Genomic DNA, 15,641 nt, shown 5'->3' on the forward strand with positions numbered 1-15,641 from the left:
GATTTGCACCAGAATCTCCGTCGAATTGGCTGGACGCCGGGCAGGGAGTCACCTGTGATGAGCAGCATTCACTCGGTGCGCTGAGCTGTGATCTTTCGAGAGCGACACAACCAACCGATTCGGATCGCTCGGCTACCGGTGCATTTCGGTCTTCTGGATCTGCCACTCGAGGTCGTCGGGGGACAGGTTGGCGTTCTTGAAGGCATCCGTCAGCGGCAGCTGCAAGCGCAGGTCGGTGCCGAGGCACAGGGCAGCGGTGCCGGAGCGCAGCTTGAAGTCGAGCACGTGGCCGCCGGCCGTGCGGTCGTCGGTCAGGAAATGCGTGTGGCAGCCGGGCACGCCGATCCCCTGCTCGTAGAGCGGGGTGCGGAAGCCAGCCACGACGCCCGAGACGTCGTGCAACTCAATGATCGCGTCCTCGTCGGTTGCCTCCACCATGGGGCGGTAGGGCTTCTCCTGCTTGACGACCGTGCGCATCCGGATCCACTCGAAGTCGCCGTCGATGCGCAGGGCGTACATGTAGTTCTGCGACGCCGTCAGCTTGTCGATGAACGTTGACGCCTCCGCGCGCACGATGTTCTTCGGCAATTGGCTCTCGATATGAGGCACGAAATTCGTGACGACGGCGTAGGGCGTGTGCGCGCCCAGGTCGGCCTTCGACACCCCGCCGTCGGCCCGCAACTGGTAGCAGATGCCGTCGATGATCAGCATTTCACCGTCCAGTCCGTTGAACGTGCCGAGTCCGAAACTGCCGCGGCCGAGCAGGTCGCGCACGGTCATCTCGTCTTCGTAGACGCCGTCGAGCAGCGCGCTCATCAGGCTCGTCTGGAAAATTTCGTGTCGGGTGACAGTGAATTTGCTCATTGCAGCACATCGCTTTCCAGATCGGCCATCAGGTCATCTCTATTGTTGCGGTAGTCGACGTGCACGTCGATGATGCTCGGGCCGGGTTCGGCAAGGGCCTGCGCCAGGATGCCGGCGAAGTCGTCGAGGTGCGTTACCCGGTGGCCGTGGGCGCCGAACGATTCGGCATAGGCGACGGCGTCGTAATCGCCCAGCTGCACGCCGGAGGTGCGCCCGTATTTGCCCATCTGCTGGAACGCCACCATGTCGTAGGTGCCGTCGTTGAAAATGATGTGGGTGAACGTCGAGCCGAGCCGCACGGCCGTCTCCAGCTCCATGGCGGAGTAGAGAAAACCGCCGTCGCCCGACACGGACACGACTGGTGTGCCCGGGCGCACCAGGGTCGCGGCGATCGCCCAGGGCAGGGCCACGCCCAGGGTCTGCTGGCCGTTCGAGAACAGCAGGGTGCGCGGGTGGTAGGTGCGGAAGTGCCGGGCCATGTAGATGTAGTGGGAGCCCACGTCGCAGAGCACCGTCGTGTCATCCGGGAGCAGTTCGCGCATCATCAGGGTGAGGTCGGCCGGGTGCACGCCCTCGGACTCGTCCCGGCGACCGGTGGGCTGGTCGGCGTGCGCGAGGCGGGCGCGCTGCTCGGCTACCTCGGCCGCGGCGGCGACCGGCATCGACAGCCCGTTGATCTGGCGGGCGAGGGCGTCGAGGGTCTCGGCGACGTCGCCGCGCAGTTCGAGCGTGGGGCGGTAGTAGTCGTCGAGGTCGGCGGAGAGTTCGTCCAGGTGGATGATCACGCGCAGGTGGTCTTTGTTCCACTTCGACGGTTCGTACTCGACGAAGTCGTAGCCGACGGTCAGGATCACGTCGGCCTTGTGCAGAAGGATGTCCCCGGGCTGGTTGCGGAACAGGCCCACGCGTCCGAGGTAATGCTCTTCGAGCTCGTGCGAGATGACTCCCGCGGCCTGGAACGTCTCGACGACGGGCAGTCCGGCGACGCCCAGCAGGCGGTGCAGCGCCGCGACGGCCTGGTCCGAGCCGGACCGCGCGCCGGCGAGGATGACCGGGAACTGCGCATCCTTCAGCAGGGCGGCAGCGCGCTGCACGCTCTCGGAGGGTGCGGCGCCCAGCTGCGGCACCCAGTGCGGATGCGTCATCGACACGGTCGTCGAGTCCGTGAGCACGTCGTAGGGGAGAACAACCGCGGCGGCGCCCTTGGGCTCCTGGGTTGCCTCGCGGAACGCGTTCGCGATTGCTTCCGGCACGTTGTCGGCGACACTCACCTCGCCGGCGTACTTGGTCACGGCGGACAGCATGCCCACGGCATCCATTGTCTGGTGGGTACGCTTCAACCGGTCTGCGCGCGGAACCGCGCCGCAGAGGGCGACCACCGGGTCGCCTTCGGTCGTCGCCGTCAGCAGGCCCGTCGCGAGGTTGGAGGTGCCTGGGCCGCTCGTCACCAGGACGACGCCCGGCTGGCCGCTCAGACGCCCGACGGCCGCGGCCATGAAGGCCGCATTCTGCTCGTGACGCACCACGATCACCTCGGGTCCGTCGTCGATGAGAGCGTCATAGACCGGGTCGATCTTGGCGCCGGGAACGCCGAAGACCCACTGCACGCCGTATGCCTTCAGGCATTCCACCACGCGTTCGGCGGAGCGGGTGGACGGAGCGGGGGTGCCGGCGTCAGAGCGCACGAGCGTGGTCTCGGTTGTGTCGTCGTCGCTCTGGAGCGGTGAAGTAGTGGTCATTGTGATGCCTCCCGGATCGCCGTTCTGAATCGGCCTCCCCTCCATCGTCGCTGCACATTCAATAAGAAGCAACGCCGAGTAGCGATGCAAACGATCTGAAAATGAGATGCTTAGGCCCATGGAATTGAGACAGCTCGAATTCTTCAGCGCCGTCGCCGGTGAGTTGAGCTTCACGCGCGCCGGGGACCGGCTCACCATCGCCCAGTCAGCCGTCTCGGCCGGCATTCGATCGCTCGAAAGCGAATTGGGCGTCGAACTGTTCGATCGCAGCCGCCGCCAGATCAGGCTCACTACGATTGGCGAACTGCTGCTTCCGAAGGTGCGCGACGCCCTCGACGCCGTGAACGAGGTGCGCGACGCCGCCCAGGACACCACCCGCGCCATCACCGGGTCCATCGTGATCGGGCTGATGACCTCGGTCACGCTCGTCAATGTGCCTCGGCTGCTCGGTCTCTTCCGCGCCGGCCATCCGGGCGTCGGCGTGCGGCTGCGCGCGGCCCGGCGGGGGTCGGCCGGGCTGGTCGACGAGCTCGTCTCGGGCGAACTCGACCTGGCCTTCCTCGCCCTCAGCGGCCCGGCGCCGACGGCGCTCTCAGCCGTGCCGATCGCTTCGTCGCCGATGGTGCTGGTGGTGCCGAAAGGCCACCGGCTCGCCTCCGCGTCGGCCGTGGGCCTGGGCCACCTCGTGCCGGAGGAGTTCATCGATCTGCCGCCCGGCTACGCCAGCCGTCAGATCGTGGACGATGCCTTCACCGCTGCCGGCCTCGAGCGGCGGGTGATGATCGAGGTCTCCGATATCGGAACGGCCGCCGAATACGTGACCAACGGCCTCGGAGTGGCCCTGTTGCCCGAATTCACCGCCCACGACGCGCTCGACGTGCACCGGCTTCCCGTGGCGAATCTGCCCGATTTCACGGTGTACCTGGCGGCCTCGCGCAAGCGGCGCGCGTCGGCTGCCGTGCGCGCGTTCGTGGAGCTCGCGCTCGTCGCCGACGAGGCGCGCGGCTGATGCGAGGCGGGGCCGACAGGGTGCGTCAGTTGCCCCCGCGCAGGGCGACGATCGGCTCGATATTCGACGGCTTCAGGGCGGGGTAGACCCCGGCGGCAAGGCCGACGACGGCCCCGAGCAGCGCCGACCCGGCTGCGAGCCAGGGGTCGACGACCGGCGCCCACTGCTGAATAGGCGACACGATCACCACCGCGAAGACCCCGAGTGCGGCTCCGATCAGGCCGCCGAGTAGGCCGATGACCACGGATTCGACCATGAACTGGCTCGAGATGTTGCGCTTGGTGGCGCCCAAGGCCCGGCGCAGCCCGATCTCGCCCACCCTTTCCATCACCGACAGCAGAGTGACGTTCGCGATCCCCAGTCCGCCCGCGACGAGTGCGAGCACGCCGAGAATCAGGGAGATGACGTTCACGTCGGCCTGCACGTTCTCGCGCAGGCCGGACCTAGCCGACGGGGCCTGTACCTCGAAGTTCTGCGCAGCGTTGGGGTCCAGGGCGAGCGGAGCCTGTTCCGCGACCACTTTGCCGGCGCCGAGAGCGATCCGGATCTGCAGTTCATCCGGGCCGGTCAGGCCGAAGTCGGCGCGCGCGCTGCCCATCGGCACGACCACCGCGTCGAGCAGGTCGGAGCGTCGCTCCATCCCATCGATGATGCCGATCACGGTATATGAGGAGTCGCCGATGAAGATGAAGGGCTGGCTGTCGACGCGGTTGATGCCCAGGCGCTCAGCCGCGCGCGAACCGAGCACCGCCACCCGATCGGCCCTGGCATCGTGGCCGGTGTCGAAGTACCAGCCGGTCACGATGTTGCCGCGAACCGCGTCGAGCAGTCCGGGGAAGGTGGCCATTAGCGATGGGCCCAGGGTTGCCGGTTCCGACGGGTCGTTTACCGGCACCGCGGTAATGGTCACGGCATCGAGGGGCACCTCGCTGACGAGGCCGGCCAGCTCCACCCCGGCCAAGCGGCTGACCCGGTCCGGGGCATCCCAAGGCAATCGCCCGGTCGTGCGCTCCGAGCCGTTCATCCCGTCGGTGCTCCCCGGCTCGATCACGACCTGGGTGGCCGCGACCGCGTCGAATTGGCGGGCGATCTAACCGGCCGCCGTCTGGGCGAATCCGATTGTCACCACCAGGGAGGCGATTCCGATCGTGGTCCCGAGCGCGGTCATGATCAGGCGGGTGGGGCGCGCCCCGATGCCATAGCCCGCCTCGACGATGAGGTCCTGCACCGAGAACCGGTCGGCGCGGGTGATGGCCGGCGCGGCCCCGCGGTCACCGTCGCTTACCGGGGCCGGAGCGCTGGTCGCTCGACGGCGGTTCGGCATCCGCAATTTTATGTTGTTTCGCCCACGCGGCCGTCGGTGATGCTGATGGTGCGCCCGGCGCGATCCGCCACGGCCCGGTCGTGGGTGATGACGATGAGCGTGAGGCCGCCGGCGTTCAGCTCCTCTAACAGGTCCATGACCTCCCTGGAGGTGGAGGCGTCGAGGTTGCCGGTCGGCTCGTCGGCCAACAGCAGCTGGGGCGAGGCCACCACGGCCCGCGCGACCGCGACCCGCTGGCGCTCGCCGCCGGAGAGAGTGCCGGGCAGGAAGTCGATCCGGTGGTCCAGGTGCACCCGGTGCAGGGCGGCGCGGGCCCGTCATTCGCGGTCGGCGCGCGGAACTTTGCTGTAGATCGTGGCCAGCAGCTCATTGTCGCACACCGAGCGGTGCGGCATGAGGTGGAAGGCCTGGAACACGAAGCCGATCTTGCCGCCCCGCAGCGCCGCGCGTTCCGCCTCGCCGGCCAGACCCGTGAGCGCTCCGTCGAGGTAGTACTCGCCGACGCTCGGTCGGTCGAGCAGGCCGAGGATGTTGAGCATGGTCGACTTGCCCGACCCGCTCGGCCCGACGATCGAGAGGTAGTCCTGCTTCTCTACCCGCAGGTTGATTGATGTGAGCGCCTGGACCTCGGGCGGGCCGGGGAAGGAGCGGGTGACGTCGATGAGCTCCACGACGGCCGGTCGGCTCATCGCCCGGCCACGACGAGGTCCCCTTCCTCGAGGGAACCGTCGACCGCCTGCACCTCGACGTAACCGTCAGCCGCGAGCCCGGCGCTCACCTCGACCAGCACGGTCTTTTTTCCGTATCCGGTCGACACCTCGACCCGGGATTCCCCGCCCGGGCCGGCGGTAAGCGCGGCCAACGGCACAGCGAGCACCTCCCCGTCGGTGGAGCTGACCGGGATGATGACCCGCAGGTTGCTGCCCTGGATGCTCTGGAGCTGCCCGGGTGTGAGGTCGTCGGGCGTGAGCAGGATGGTGAAGCGTCCGCTCGCCGCATCCGTTCCCTCTTTAGCCTCGGCCACGGCGACGGATGTCACGGTGGCGCCGTGCTCGGAATCGTCCTGCATCGAGAGCACGGCGGCGTTGCCGACCTTCATGAGTTTGGCATCGCTCGCCGAGGCGGAGGCGCTGATCTGGATCGTGGCACCGGAGACGCGCATCACGGAGCCCGTGATCGAGGTGCCGCGGGATACGGTGACCTCGTCGACCCGGCGGGGGAGACCCGGCAGGTACAGGATTTCGCATGCCGCCAGATAGGTCATGGTGGCCTCGTTCGCCGCGGCGAGGGCGCGCTCGCTGCCGGCAACGCCGGCCCGAACGAATTCGACGGAGTTTTTGCCCGAAACGGCCCGGAAACCCGAAAAAATGGTCCCATATACGAGAATCTCCGTCGAATTGGTGCGGCGACGGACCCGGCGCTCCGCCGCTGAGGAACAAAGTCCACGGGGGCTGTCGGATCGGAGCTATCGGGAGTCATGCAACCCAACGGGTTGGGACTCACTCAGCTAGCGGTCGAGCCCTGCCATGCGTTCCAGTGCGGCTCGCATGATCATCTGGGCCGGATCGCCGATCACGTGATTGTTCAGGTACAGGCTCTCCGCCCATGACAGGACTTCCGCTTTGGTGAGCCCCACGGCCGACCAGTCCACCCCTGCTTCCGCGCGCGCTGTCGGTTCCCCGGTCTTCGGGTTCAGCCACACCCGTGCGATCGGGATATCCGGATCTTCGTGCTCCGGATTCCAGAGGAGCGCGATCGGGTGGTCAAATCCGTCGAGGTGATCGTCGGCGATGTGGCCGGACCCGAGCCAGGGGAGCATCAGCTGCTCGCCCTCCAACTCCACGTCGATGATTTCGAGCGGGACCGGCCCGTAATCGCGGGAGTACACCGGCAGCCCCACATGGTGCCATTCGGCGGCCTCATCCGAGTCTTCCAGCAGATCCGGGAGGCGCGGTGCAACGTGCAGCACGAAGCCGGTCGCCCAGTCGACGAGGGCCTGGGTGTCGGCGGCCGGCCACGGACTGTCATCGCTCGAAGACCCGTCCGCGTTGTGGAAGTGGTACTCGACTCCTTCTTCCAGGATGTCCAGGTGGAACTCTCCGTCGTCGAAGCCGAGGAAGATGCCGGCGACCTGCTCCTCGTCGTCCCAGTCCGCGTCGAATTCCGGGTGCCGGAAACGCGGGGGCAGCGGGGGGATGTCCAGGGGCAGCACGCCGAGGTCGAGCACCACCCGCAGCACGGTGTTCGGCATACGCAGTGTCGGGTCGGTCATAGTCTCGACGATACCGGAGGCCGCCGACGTGGGGCAGCACAGAGCCGCAGCACAGAGCCGCAGCACAGAGCCGCATCACCGAGCCGCATCACAGGACCGGGAAATATGACAAGTGAGCGGATGACGGGAATCGAACCCGCGCTATCAGCTTGGGAAGCTGAAGTTCTACCATTGAACTACATCCGCATGTCCGTCGCGCAGGCAAGCCCGGAACGGAACCGTGCCAGCATATCAAGTCCGCGCCGTTAGGCTGGAACCGTGCTGCTCTCGGATCGCGAAATCAAGGCTGAAATCAACGCGGAACGAATCCGTCTGGAGCCGTACCAGGCCGACATGATTCAGCCGTCGAGTATCGACGTGCGACTCGACGGCTTCTTCCGCCTCTTCGACAACCACAAGTACCCCTATATCGATCCGGCCGAAGACCAGCCCGATCTGACCCGGTTGATCGAGACCGCCGCGGGCGAACCGTTCATCCTGCACCCCGGTGAGTTCGTACTCGGGTCCACCTACGAGAAGGTCACCCTGCCCGACGACGTCGCCGCGCGGCTGGAGGGCAAGAGCTCGCTCGGCCGGCTCGGCCTGCTCACCCACTCGACCGCCGGCTTCATCGATCCCGGTTTCACCGGCCACGTGACGCTCGAGTTGAGCAACGTCGCCACCCTGCCGATCAAGCTGTGGCCCGGCATGAAGATCGGTCAGCTCTGCTTCTTCCGGCTGAGTTCGCCCGCCGAACGTCCCTACGGCTCAAGCGAATACAGCTCCCGCTACCAGGGCCAGCGCGGGCCGACCGCGTCGCGGTCGTTCCAGAACTTCCACTGCACGGATGTGCGGGAGGCCTCGATGGGATCGACCACCGGAGCCGAGTAGCCCGGTTCACACGCATGCAACACGCGCCCGGTAAAATCGGCCCATGACCACATCCGTGCCCAGCTTTGCCGAGGCGCTCGTCGCGCCGGGACCGACAGCCGACTACCCGGGGCGGATGCGCCGCTTCGGCCAGCTGGTCGGCGCCTGGGCCGCCACCGGGTCCCTCCTCGACGAGACGACCGGCGAATGGACCGGGCGCGAATTCACCTGGATCGTCGACTTCGTGCTCGACGGGCGTGCGGTGCAAGACGTCGAGGTCGTCGTGAGCGACTCGCACCCGACCGGCTTCGAGACCGTCGCCACGGCCGTGCGAGTCTATGATTCCTACGCCGGCGTGTGGCGGGTCAGCTATTTCGCCCCGGCATCCGGCGAGTACTGCCACCTCGTGGCGACCCCCCACCGCAACGGCCTGCGCCAGGACGGCACGGGCACCGACGGCCGCCCGATCCGCTGGAACTTCGTCTCGATCACACCTGACGCCTACGCCTGGGAGGGCTGGGTCTCCAACGACGAGGGTTCCACCTGGGTGCTGGTCGAGCACAACGAGGCCACCCGCATCCGTTAGCCAATCTGGTCCTGGCGGGCCTTCACCGGAAGCAGGAGAAGCAGCCCCACGAGCAAAACCAACATAAGTCCGAGGATGCCCCAATAGGTTTCGCCGAAGATCGTCACCGTCAGGGCGAACATGGTCGGCGCCAGAAAGCTCACCGCGCGGCCCGTCGTGGCGTAGAGCCCGAAGACCTCACCCTCCCGGCCGGCCGGGATCAGGCGTGCCAGGAAGGTGCGGCTGGCCGACTGGGCCGGCCCGACGAAGAGCGTCAAGGCGAGGCCGGCGGTCCAGAACACGATCTGACCGCCGTCGTGCAGCAGGAATACGATGCTGCCGAACACGATCAGGCCGATCAGGGCGGTCACGATGATCGGCTTTGCGCCGACCCGGTCGTCAAGCGCGCCGGCGATGATGGTGGCCACGCCCGCCACGACATTGGCGGCGATAGCGAAGATGATCACCTCGCCGGGTGAGAATCCGAAGACGGATGCCGCGAGCACCCCGCCGAAGGTGAAAACCCCGGCCAGGCCGTCGCGGAAGATCGCGCTCGCGATCAGGAAGTACACCGTCTGGCGGCTGGTCTTCCAGAGCCGAATGATGTCCTGCCCGAGCACGACGTAGGAACGGAGGAAGCTCACCCGGGGCCGGCGCACCGCAACGGGAGAACGGTATTCGGGAACCGAGAACAGCACCGGCAGGGCGAACAGGCCGAACCAGGCGGCCGCGATGAGCATCGTGACCCGCACCGAGAGGCCGTTCTCGCTGGTCACCCCGAACAGACCCACGTCGGGGCTGATGAAACCGAAGTACACGATGAGCAGCAGCACGATGCCGCCGATGTAGCCCATGCCCCAACCGAAACCGCTGACCCTGCCGATGGTGCGCGCGGTCGAGACCTGGGACAGCATGGCGTTGTAGTTGACGCTGGCGAACTCGAAGAAGACGTTGCCGGCGGCCACCAGAACGAGGCCGAGCAGCAGGAAGCTCGGTGACGCCTCCACGAAGAACATCGCCGCGGTGAGGCCCACCACGATGAACGTGTTGACGCCGAGCCACAGCTTGCGCCGCCCGGAGGTGTCCGAGCGCTGTCCGGTGATCGGGGCCAGCACCGCTACCAGCAAGCCGGCGATGGCGAGGGCCCAACCGAGCTGGGCGGAAATGACGTCTTTGTCGCCGAACGAGCTGCCCGTGATGTAGACGGTGAAGACGAAGGTGGTGACCACCGCATTAAACGCGGCAGAGCCCCAGTCCCAGAAGCTCCAGGCCACTACGCGGCGTCCGCTCGTTTTGTCTGGCAGCTCCCGGGCATCCGTGCTGCCCTGCTCCGCGATCCCGGTCATGCGCTGAGGCTAGTGGATGTGGGTGGCCGGAGACCATCGATTGCACGAAATCTCAAAGTTGAGTCGTTCACGCTCAACTCTCAGGTGCGTGGCTTGACTTTCGATTTGGGACACTGGCACACTTGAGCCAGCACCACTCAACTCTGTGAAATCGAGCTGAGAACATACTTTAAAGGAGAACGCACACATGGCCCGTGCAGTAGGCATCGACCTCGGAACCACCAACTCTGTGGTGGCCGTCCTCGAAGGTGGAGAACCCACCGTCATCGCAAACGCCGAAGGCTTCCGGACCACGCCGTCCGTCGTCGCCTTCACCAAAGACGGCGAGGTGCTGGTCGGCGAGACCGCCAAGCGCCAGGCCGTCACCAACGTCGACCGCACCATCGCGTCGGTCAAGCGCCACATGGGCACCGACTGGAATGTCGCCATCGACGACAAGAAGTTCACCCCGCAGGAAGTTTCGGCCCGCATCCTGGCCAAGCTCAAGCGCGATGCCGAGGCGTACCTGGGCGACAAGGTGACGGATGCCGTCATCACCGTTCCCGCGTACTTCAACGATGCCGAGCGCCAGGCCACCAAGGAGGCCGGCGAGATCTCCGGCCTCAACGTGCTGCGTATTATCAACGAGCCGACCGCGGCCGCACTCGCCTACGGCCTCGACCGTGGCAAAGAAGACGAGCTCATCCTGGTCTTCGACCTCGGCGGCGGAACCTTCGACGTCTCCCTCCTCGAGGTAGGCAAGGACGACGACTTCTCCACCATTCAGGTGCGGTCGACTGCCGGTGACAACCGCCTCGGCGGCGACGACTGGGATCAGCGCATCGTCGATCACCTGATCAAGAAGTTCAAGGAAACCACCGGCGTCGACGTCTCCAAGGACAAGATCGCCAAGCAGCGCCTCAAGGAAGCCGCCGAGCAGGCCAAGAAGGAACTCTCGAGCAGCATGTCGACGAGCATCCAGCTGCCGTACCTCTCCCTGACCGAGAATGGCCCGGCCAACCTCGACGAGACGCTCACCCGCGCCCAGTTCGAGAAGATGACCGAAGACCTGCTCGACCGCACGAAGAAGCCGTTTCAGGACGTCATCCGTGAAGCCGGGGTCAAGGTGGAAGATATCGCACACGTCGTTCTCGTCGGTGGCTCCACCCGCATGCCCGCCGTGTACGAGCTCGTCAAGGCCGAGACCGGTGGCAAGGACCCGAACAAGGGCGTCAACCCGGACGAGGTCGTCGCCGTTGGCGCCGCACTGCAGGCCGGCGTGCTGAAGGGTGAGCGCAAAGATGTCCTGCTCATCGACGTCACCCCGCTGAGCCTCGGCATCGAGACCAAGGGCGGCATCATGACGCGCCTGATCGAGCGCAACACGGCCATCCCGACCAAGCGCAGCGAGACCTTCACCACAGCCGACGACAACCAGCCGTCCGTCGCGATCCAGGTCTTCCAAGGCGAGCGCGAGTTCACCCGCGACAACAAGAACCTCGGCACGTTCGAGCTGACCGGCATCGCGCCGGCCCCGCGCGGCATCCCGCAGGTTGAGGTTACCTTCGATCTCGACGCCAACGGCATCGTGCACGTGTCTGCCAAAGACAAGGGCACCGGCAAGGAACAGTCGATGACCATCACGGGCGGATCTTCGCTCGCGAAGGAAGACATCGAGCGCATGGTGCGCGAGGGCGAAGAGCACGCCGCCGAGGACAAGCGCCGTCGCGAGGCAGCCGAGACCCGCAACACGGCGGAGCAGCTCGCTTACTCGATCGAGAAGCTGATCAAGGAGAACGACGAGAAGCTGCCCGAGGACGTGAAGTCCGAGGTTCAGGCCGACGTCGACGCCCTCAAGGCCGCTCTCGTCGGCGACGACGATGCGGCCGTGAAGACGGCCTTCGACAAGCTCAACGAGAGCCAGGGCAAGCTCGGCGAGGCCATCTACAAGACCAGCCAGGCGGATGCCGCGGCCGGTGCCCCAACCGACTCCGAGCCGACCGCCGACGCGGCCGGCTCCGACGAAGACGTGGTTGACGCCGAGGTCGTCGACGACGAAGACGAGGCCAAGAAGTAATGGCAGACGACAACAAGCGTCCTGGCGACGAGCCGTTTGACGAGGGGGCATCCACTGAGGGTGCCCCCGGGGCCGACGCCGAGGCGGAAGCCGAAGGTGTGAGTGTCGAGGGCTTCGACGAGGCGTCCGCCGAGGGTATCGAAGAGGACGAGCTGACGGTCCAAGACATCCTGGATGCCGCCACGCGGGAAGTCGACGAGCCCACGAGCGAGCACCTCGCCGACCTCAAGCGGGTCACCGCGGAGTACGCCAACTACCGTCGCCGCACCGAGGCCAACCGCGAGGTCGAGCGTGAGCGCGTCACCGTGGATGTCGTAAAGGGCCTGATTCCCGTGCTCGACGATCTCGACCGCGCTGAGAAGCACGGCGACCTGGTCGAAGACTCGGCGTTCAGCACGATCGCCGCGAAACTGCGGGGGAGCGTCGAGCGCCTGGGCGTGAAGTCCTTCGGCACGGTCGGCGAACCGTTCGATCCGACCATCCACGAGGCGATCTTCCAGCTGCCCACCGCGGGCATCGAGTCGGAGACCGTCGGTGACGTGATCGAGACCGGCTACTTCCTCGGCTCGTCGCTCCTGCGCGTGGCCAAGGTCGTCGTGCAGGTACCGAGCGATGGCTAGCCAGGACTGGTTCGATAAGGACTTTTACAAGGTCCTGGGTGTGTCAAAGGACGTCACCCCGGCCGAGCTGAAGAAGGCCTATCGCAAGCTCGCCCGCACGTATCACCCGGACTCCAATCCGGGCAACCCTGCGGCCGAGGCGACGTTCAAGGAGATCAGCGAGGCACACTCGGTCATCGGTGACCCTGCCCAACGCAAGGAATACGATGCTGTGCGCGCGATGGGCGGTGGGGCCCGCTTCACCGCCCCGCGCCCCGGTGGCGGGCAGGCCGGAGGCTTCGATGATGTCTTCGGAGGCATGTTCGGTGGGGGCGCGCGGCAACAACAGCCCGGCTACTCCTATGAGCAGGGCGGTTTCGACGACCTCCTCGGCGGCATGTTCGGCCGCGGTCAGGGTGGCGGCGGTTTCGGCACCTCGAGCGGCGGGTTCCGCGGCTACGGCGGGCCGACTCGCGGCCGCGACGTGATCGCGTCGACAACGGTCGACTTCATCACGGCCACGCACGGTGACCAGATCACCCTGCAAACGCAGGATGGCCGCGCCATCAAGGTGAAGATCCCGGCCGGGGTGGCCGACGGGCAGAAGATCAAGCTCCGCGGCCAGGGGCAGCACAGCCCTGACGGCGGCGAGTCCGGCGACATCGTACTCACGGTGAACGTGCGCAAGCACCCGGTCTTCGAACGCGATGGGCTGAACCTGCGGGTCTCCGTTCCGGTCACGTTCGTCGAGGCCGCGCTCGGCGCCACTATCGAGGTGCCGACGTTGGGCGGAGCGCCGGTCAAACTGCGCATCGCCCCGGGCACCCCGAGCGGGCGCGTGCTGCGCGTCAAGGGGCGTGGCGTCGTGACGCCCAAGGGCACCGGGGACCTGCTGGCGGAGGTTCAGGTTGCCGTTCCGTCTCATCTGTCGAAGGACGCCGAAGAGAAACTCGCGGCCTTCGCGGAAGCACTGCCGAAGGAGAATCCGCGCGACGAACTCCTCGCGAAGGCGAGAGACTGACGGTGGACGAGAACACCCGGGTTTTCGTAATCTCGATGGCCGCCGAGCTTGCGGGCATGCACCCGCAAACGCTGCGCCAATACGATCGCCTGGGGCTGGTGAGTCCCGACCGCACCCCCGGTCGGTCTCGCCGGTACTCGATGCGGGATGTGGCCAAGCTCCGCGAGATCGCGGAGCTCGGTGCCGAGGGTGTGAGCCTGGAAGGGATCCGTCGCATCATTGACCTCGAGGACCACGTGCGCACGCTCGAATCGCGGCTGCGCGAATTGGAGTCTGCGCTGGCCGATGAACTGCTCAACCGTCCGGGCCGCCGCGTCTTCGCGGCCGGCTCGGCCGGTGAGGTCATCTCGATGCGGGCCGGTACGCGCACGCGCCGGTCCAACCAGATCGTGATCTGGCGCCCCTTGGGTTCCCGCCCGATCGGCGACGAGAAGTAGCCGCACCTGCGGGCTAGCCTGAGGCAATGCCTGATTTTTCCTTTGACCGCCTGAGGCGTTTCCCCGACGTGGAAGCGGACAATCTCTTCGCCGTGGATGCGAGCGACCGCCTGATCCTCGACGAGGCGGCCGGCGTGCTGGCCGAGGCAGGATCCGGCGAGGTCGTGGTGATCGAGGACCGCTATGGCGCTCTCACCCTGGGCGCGGCCGCACTGGCCGGGGCCCGGGGAATCCGGGTGCACCAGGATGTCCTCTCTGGGGAGTTGGCCCTCACCCTGAATGCGGCCGACGCCGGACTCGCCGATTCCTACCGCTCCCTCATCCTGGGCGAAGAACTGCTGACGAACGCGCGGGTGGTGCTGATCCAGCTGCCGCGCAGTCTGGCGGCGCTCGATGAGTTCGCCGACGCCATCCGTCGTTTCGCGGCACCGGATGTGGTGGTGATCGCCGGTGGACGCATCAAGCACATGACGCCGACCATGAACGCGGTGCTCCGCCGGCACTTCGGCGAGCTGCAGGTCTCGTCGGCCCGGCAAAAGTCGCGGGTACTCAGGGCAGCGGCTCCGACTGCCTCCGCAACTCAGCCGACGGTGTCCACCTGGCCGAATTCTGTGGAGCACGCCGACCTGGGACTCACGATCTGCGCCCACGGGGCTGCGTTTGCCGGCGCGACCGTCGATATCGGAACGCGCTACCTGCTTGAGTTCCTTGATCGTATGAAAACGGATGCTCGGAGCGCCATCGACCTCGGCTGCGGCACCGGGGTGCTCGCCGCCACCCTCGCCCGACGCCGTCCCGCCCTGCGGGTGACCGCCACCGACCAGTCGGCCGCGGCCGTCGCCTCCGCGCGGGCCACCATGGTGGCCAATGCGCTCGCCGACCGGGTCACGGTCGTGCGGGATGACGCGCTCCAGAGCCAACCGGATGCCTCGGCCGAACTGATCGTGCTGAACCCGCCCTTTCACATCGGCTCGTCGGTCCATGCCGGCATAGCCCTGAAACTGTTCGAGGATGCCGGACGAGTGTTGCAGCCCGGTGGTGAACTGTGGAGTGTGTGGAACACCCACCTCGGTTATCGCCCCGCGCTGACGCGATTGGTCGGGCCGACACACCAGGTCGGTCGGAACGCCAAGTTCACCGTCACGGTCTCGACCGGACGCTGAGACGCGCCGGACCGCCGTGAGGCCCGCACCTGGGGGCTTCCGCCAGGGCGCCGGAGCCGACACGCCCGGGATGCGGGAGGGAGTTGCGCACCCCCAAAATTCACCGTAATGTCTCTCTAGTCACCCCACAGGTGCGGAAAGCCGCAGAGCTTCCCGGCCTCAAGTGGGACGAAGATTTAGTTTTTTCTCGAATATCCTCCCGACTAGGGAGAGTTCGGGTTTAAACCAAAATATTATCTCTCTTCGGCTGGTCGTCAGGTCGCGTATGTAGATGATTTCGAGTCGCTTTGGCGCACTCGGAATCGGCTGCTTTCCGTGATTTGACAGAGATTAGTCGGGTGGGTAAGTTTTACAGGTTGCCTCGAAGCGACAGCCCCTGTGGGGTTTGAAGTCGAGT

15 protein-coding genes, 1 tRNA gene and 1 pseudogene are annotated in these 15,641 nt (G+C 66.5%); 8 read left to right on the forward strand and 9 right to left on the reverse strand.

What is annotated here, in order from left to right:
* Nucleotides 1-132: 132 nt before the first annotated feature.
* Nucleotides 133-864 (reverse strand): acetolactate decarboxylase, encoded by a 732-nt coding sequence (gene budA, locus E3O54_RS07630; RefSeq protein WP_104099735.1) that lies wholly within the window; start codon nucleotides 862-864, stop codon nucleotides 133-135.
* Nucleotides 861-2,603 (reverse strand): acetolactate synthase AlsS, encoded by a 1,743-nt coding sequence (gene alsS, locus E3O54_RS07635; RefSeq protein ID WP_134401313.1) that lies wholly within the window; start codon nucleotides 2,601-2,603, stop codon nucleotides 861-863. The genes budA and alsS overlap by 4 nt, the downstream gene beginning before the upstream one ends.
* 118 nt (nucleotides 2,604-2,721) lie before the next feature.
* Here alsS and E3O54_RS07640 point away from each other — a divergent pair, with 118 nt between their 5' ends.
* Nucleotides 2,722-3,612: a LysR family transcriptional regulator gene (locus E3O54_RS07640; protein ID WP_134401314.1), complete on the forward strand. Its 891-nt coding sequence runs from the start codon at nucleotides 2,722-2,724 to the stop codon at nucleotides 3,610-3,612.
* 25 nt (nucleotides 3,613-3,637) lie between these two features.
* Here E3O54_RS07640 and E3O54_RS07645 read toward each other — a convergent pair whose 3' ends face one another.
* From E3O54_RS07645 to E3O54_RS07665, 6 genes and pseudogenes are all read right to left on the reverse strand, one after another.
* The gene (locus E3O54_RS07645; protein WP_370247537.1) at nucleotides 3,638-4,663 is read right to left on the reverse strand and encodes an ABC transporter permease; all 1,026 of its coding nucleotides are present in this window, start codon (nucleotides 4,661-4,663) and stop codon (nucleotides 3,638-3,640) included.
* Nucleotides 4,664-4,702: 39 nt separating this feature from the next.
* Nucleotides 4,703-4,936, reverse strand: a complete 234-nt coding sequence (locus E3O54_RS17335) for a hypothetical protein (protein ID WP_370247539.1) — start codon at nucleotides 4,934-4,936, stop codon at nucleotides 4,703-4,705.
* An 8-nt stretch (nucleotides 4,937-4,944) separates the two neighbouring features.
* Nucleotides 4,945-5,625, reverse strand: a pseudogene (locus tag E3O54_RS07650) (ABC transporter ATP-binding protein).
* The gene (locus E3O54_RS07655; RefSeq protein ID WP_134401315.1) at nucleotides 5,622-6,200 is read right to left on the reverse strand and encodes a hypothetical protein; all 579 of its coding nucleotides are present in this window, start codon (nucleotides 6,198-6,200) and stop codon (nucleotides 5,622-5,624) included. Before E3O54_RS07655 ends, E3O54_RS07650 begins: the two are co-directional and overlap by 4 nt.
* Before the next feature lie 243 nt (nucleotides 6,201-6,443).
* On the reverse strand, nucleotides 6,444-7,208 hold the full coding sequence (locus E3O54_RS07660) for a hypothetical protein (RefSeq protein ID WP_134401316.1): 765 nt from the start codon (nucleotides 7,206-7,208) through the stop codon (nucleotides 6,444-6,446).
* A 115-nt stretch (nucleotides 7,209-7,323) separates the two neighbouring features.
* Nucleotides 7,324-7,394 (reverse strand) — tRNA-Gly (locus E3O54_RS07665).
* Nucleotides 7,395-7,466: 72 nt separating this feature from the next.
* Here E3O54_RS07665 and dcd point away from each other — a divergent pair.
* Both dcd and E3O54_RS07675 read left to right on the forward strand, forming a co-directional pair.
* A complete protein-coding gene (dcd, locus tag E3O54_RS07670; RefSeq protein WP_104099730.1) occupies nucleotides 7,467-8,078 on the forward strand; it encodes a dCTP deaminase in 612 nt (203 codons plus the stop codon).
* A gap of 43 nt (nucleotides 8,079-8,121) precedes the next feature.
* Nucleotides 8,122-8,643: a hypothetical protein gene (locus E3O54_RS07675; protein WP_134374336.1), complete on the forward strand. Its 522-nt coding sequence runs from the start codon at nucleotides 8,122-8,124 to the stop codon at nucleotides 8,641-8,643.
* On the opposite strand, the gene E3O54_RS07680 is transcribed toward E3O54_RS07675, so the two are convergent.
* A complete protein-coding gene (locus tag E3O54_RS07680) occupies nucleotides 8,640-9,968 on the reverse strand; it encodes an MFS transporter (RefSeq protein WP_134401317.1) in 1,329 nt (442 codons plus the stop codon). The two genes, E3O54_RS07675 and E3O54_RS07680, sit on opposite strands and share 4 nt — an antisense overlap.
* Before the next feature lie 187 nt (nucleotides 9,969-10,155).
* On the opposite strand from E3O54_RS07680, the gene dnaK reads away from it, so the two are divergent.
* The 5 genes from dnaK to E3O54_RS07705 are packed head-to-tail and all read left to right on the forward strand — an operon-like array spanning nucleotide 10,156 to nucleotide 15,244.
* On the forward strand, nucleotides 10,156-12,024 hold the full coding sequence (gene dnaK / locus E3O54_RS07685; protein WP_104099727.1) for a molecular chaperone DnaK: 1,869 nt from the start codon (nucleotides 10,156-10,158) through the stop codon (nucleotides 12,022-12,024).
* Nucleotides 12,024-12,644 carry a nucleotide exchange factor GrpE gene (locus tag E3O54_RS07690; protein WP_134401318.1) on the forward strand — a complete coding sequence of 207 codons (621 nt, stop codon included), beginning with the start codon at nucleotides 12,024-12,026 and terminating at the stop codon, nucleotides 12,642-12,644. Before dnaK ends, E3O54_RS07690 begins: the two co-directional genes overlap by 1 nt.
* The gene (locus E3O54_RS07695) at nucleotides 12,637-13,644 is read left to right on the forward strand and encodes a DnaJ C-terminal domain-containing protein (RefSeq protein ID WP_104099725.1); all 1,008 of its coding nucleotides are present in this window, start codon (nucleotides 12,637-12,639) and stop codon (nucleotides 13,642-13,644) included. Before E3O54_RS07690 ends, E3O54_RS07695 begins: the two co-directional genes overlap by 8 nt.
* Nucleotides 13,645-13,646: 2 nt before the next feature.
* The gene (locus tag E3O54_RS07700; protein ID WP_104099724.1) at nucleotides 13,647-14,081 is read left to right on the forward strand and encodes a heat shock protein transcriptional repressor HspR; all 435 of its coding nucleotides are present in this window, start codon (nucleotides 13,647-13,649) and stop codon (nucleotides 14,079-14,081) included.
* A gap of 26 nt (nucleotides 14,082-14,107) precedes the next feature.
* The gene (locus E3O54_RS07705) at nucleotides 14,108-15,244 is read left to right on the forward strand and encodes a class I SAM-dependent methyltransferase (RefSeq protein ID WP_134401319.1); all 1,137 of its coding nucleotides are present in this window, start codon (nucleotides 14,108-14,110) and stop codon (nucleotides 15,242-15,244) included.
* Nucleotides 15,245-15,641: the final 397 nt, after the last annotated feature.

Source organism: Cryobacterium sp. TMT2-4 (assembly GCF_004402575.1).
Classification (GTDB): domain Bacteria; phylum Actinomycetota; class Actinomycetes; order Actinomycetales; family Microbacteriaceae; genus Cryobacterium; species Cryobacterium sandaracinum.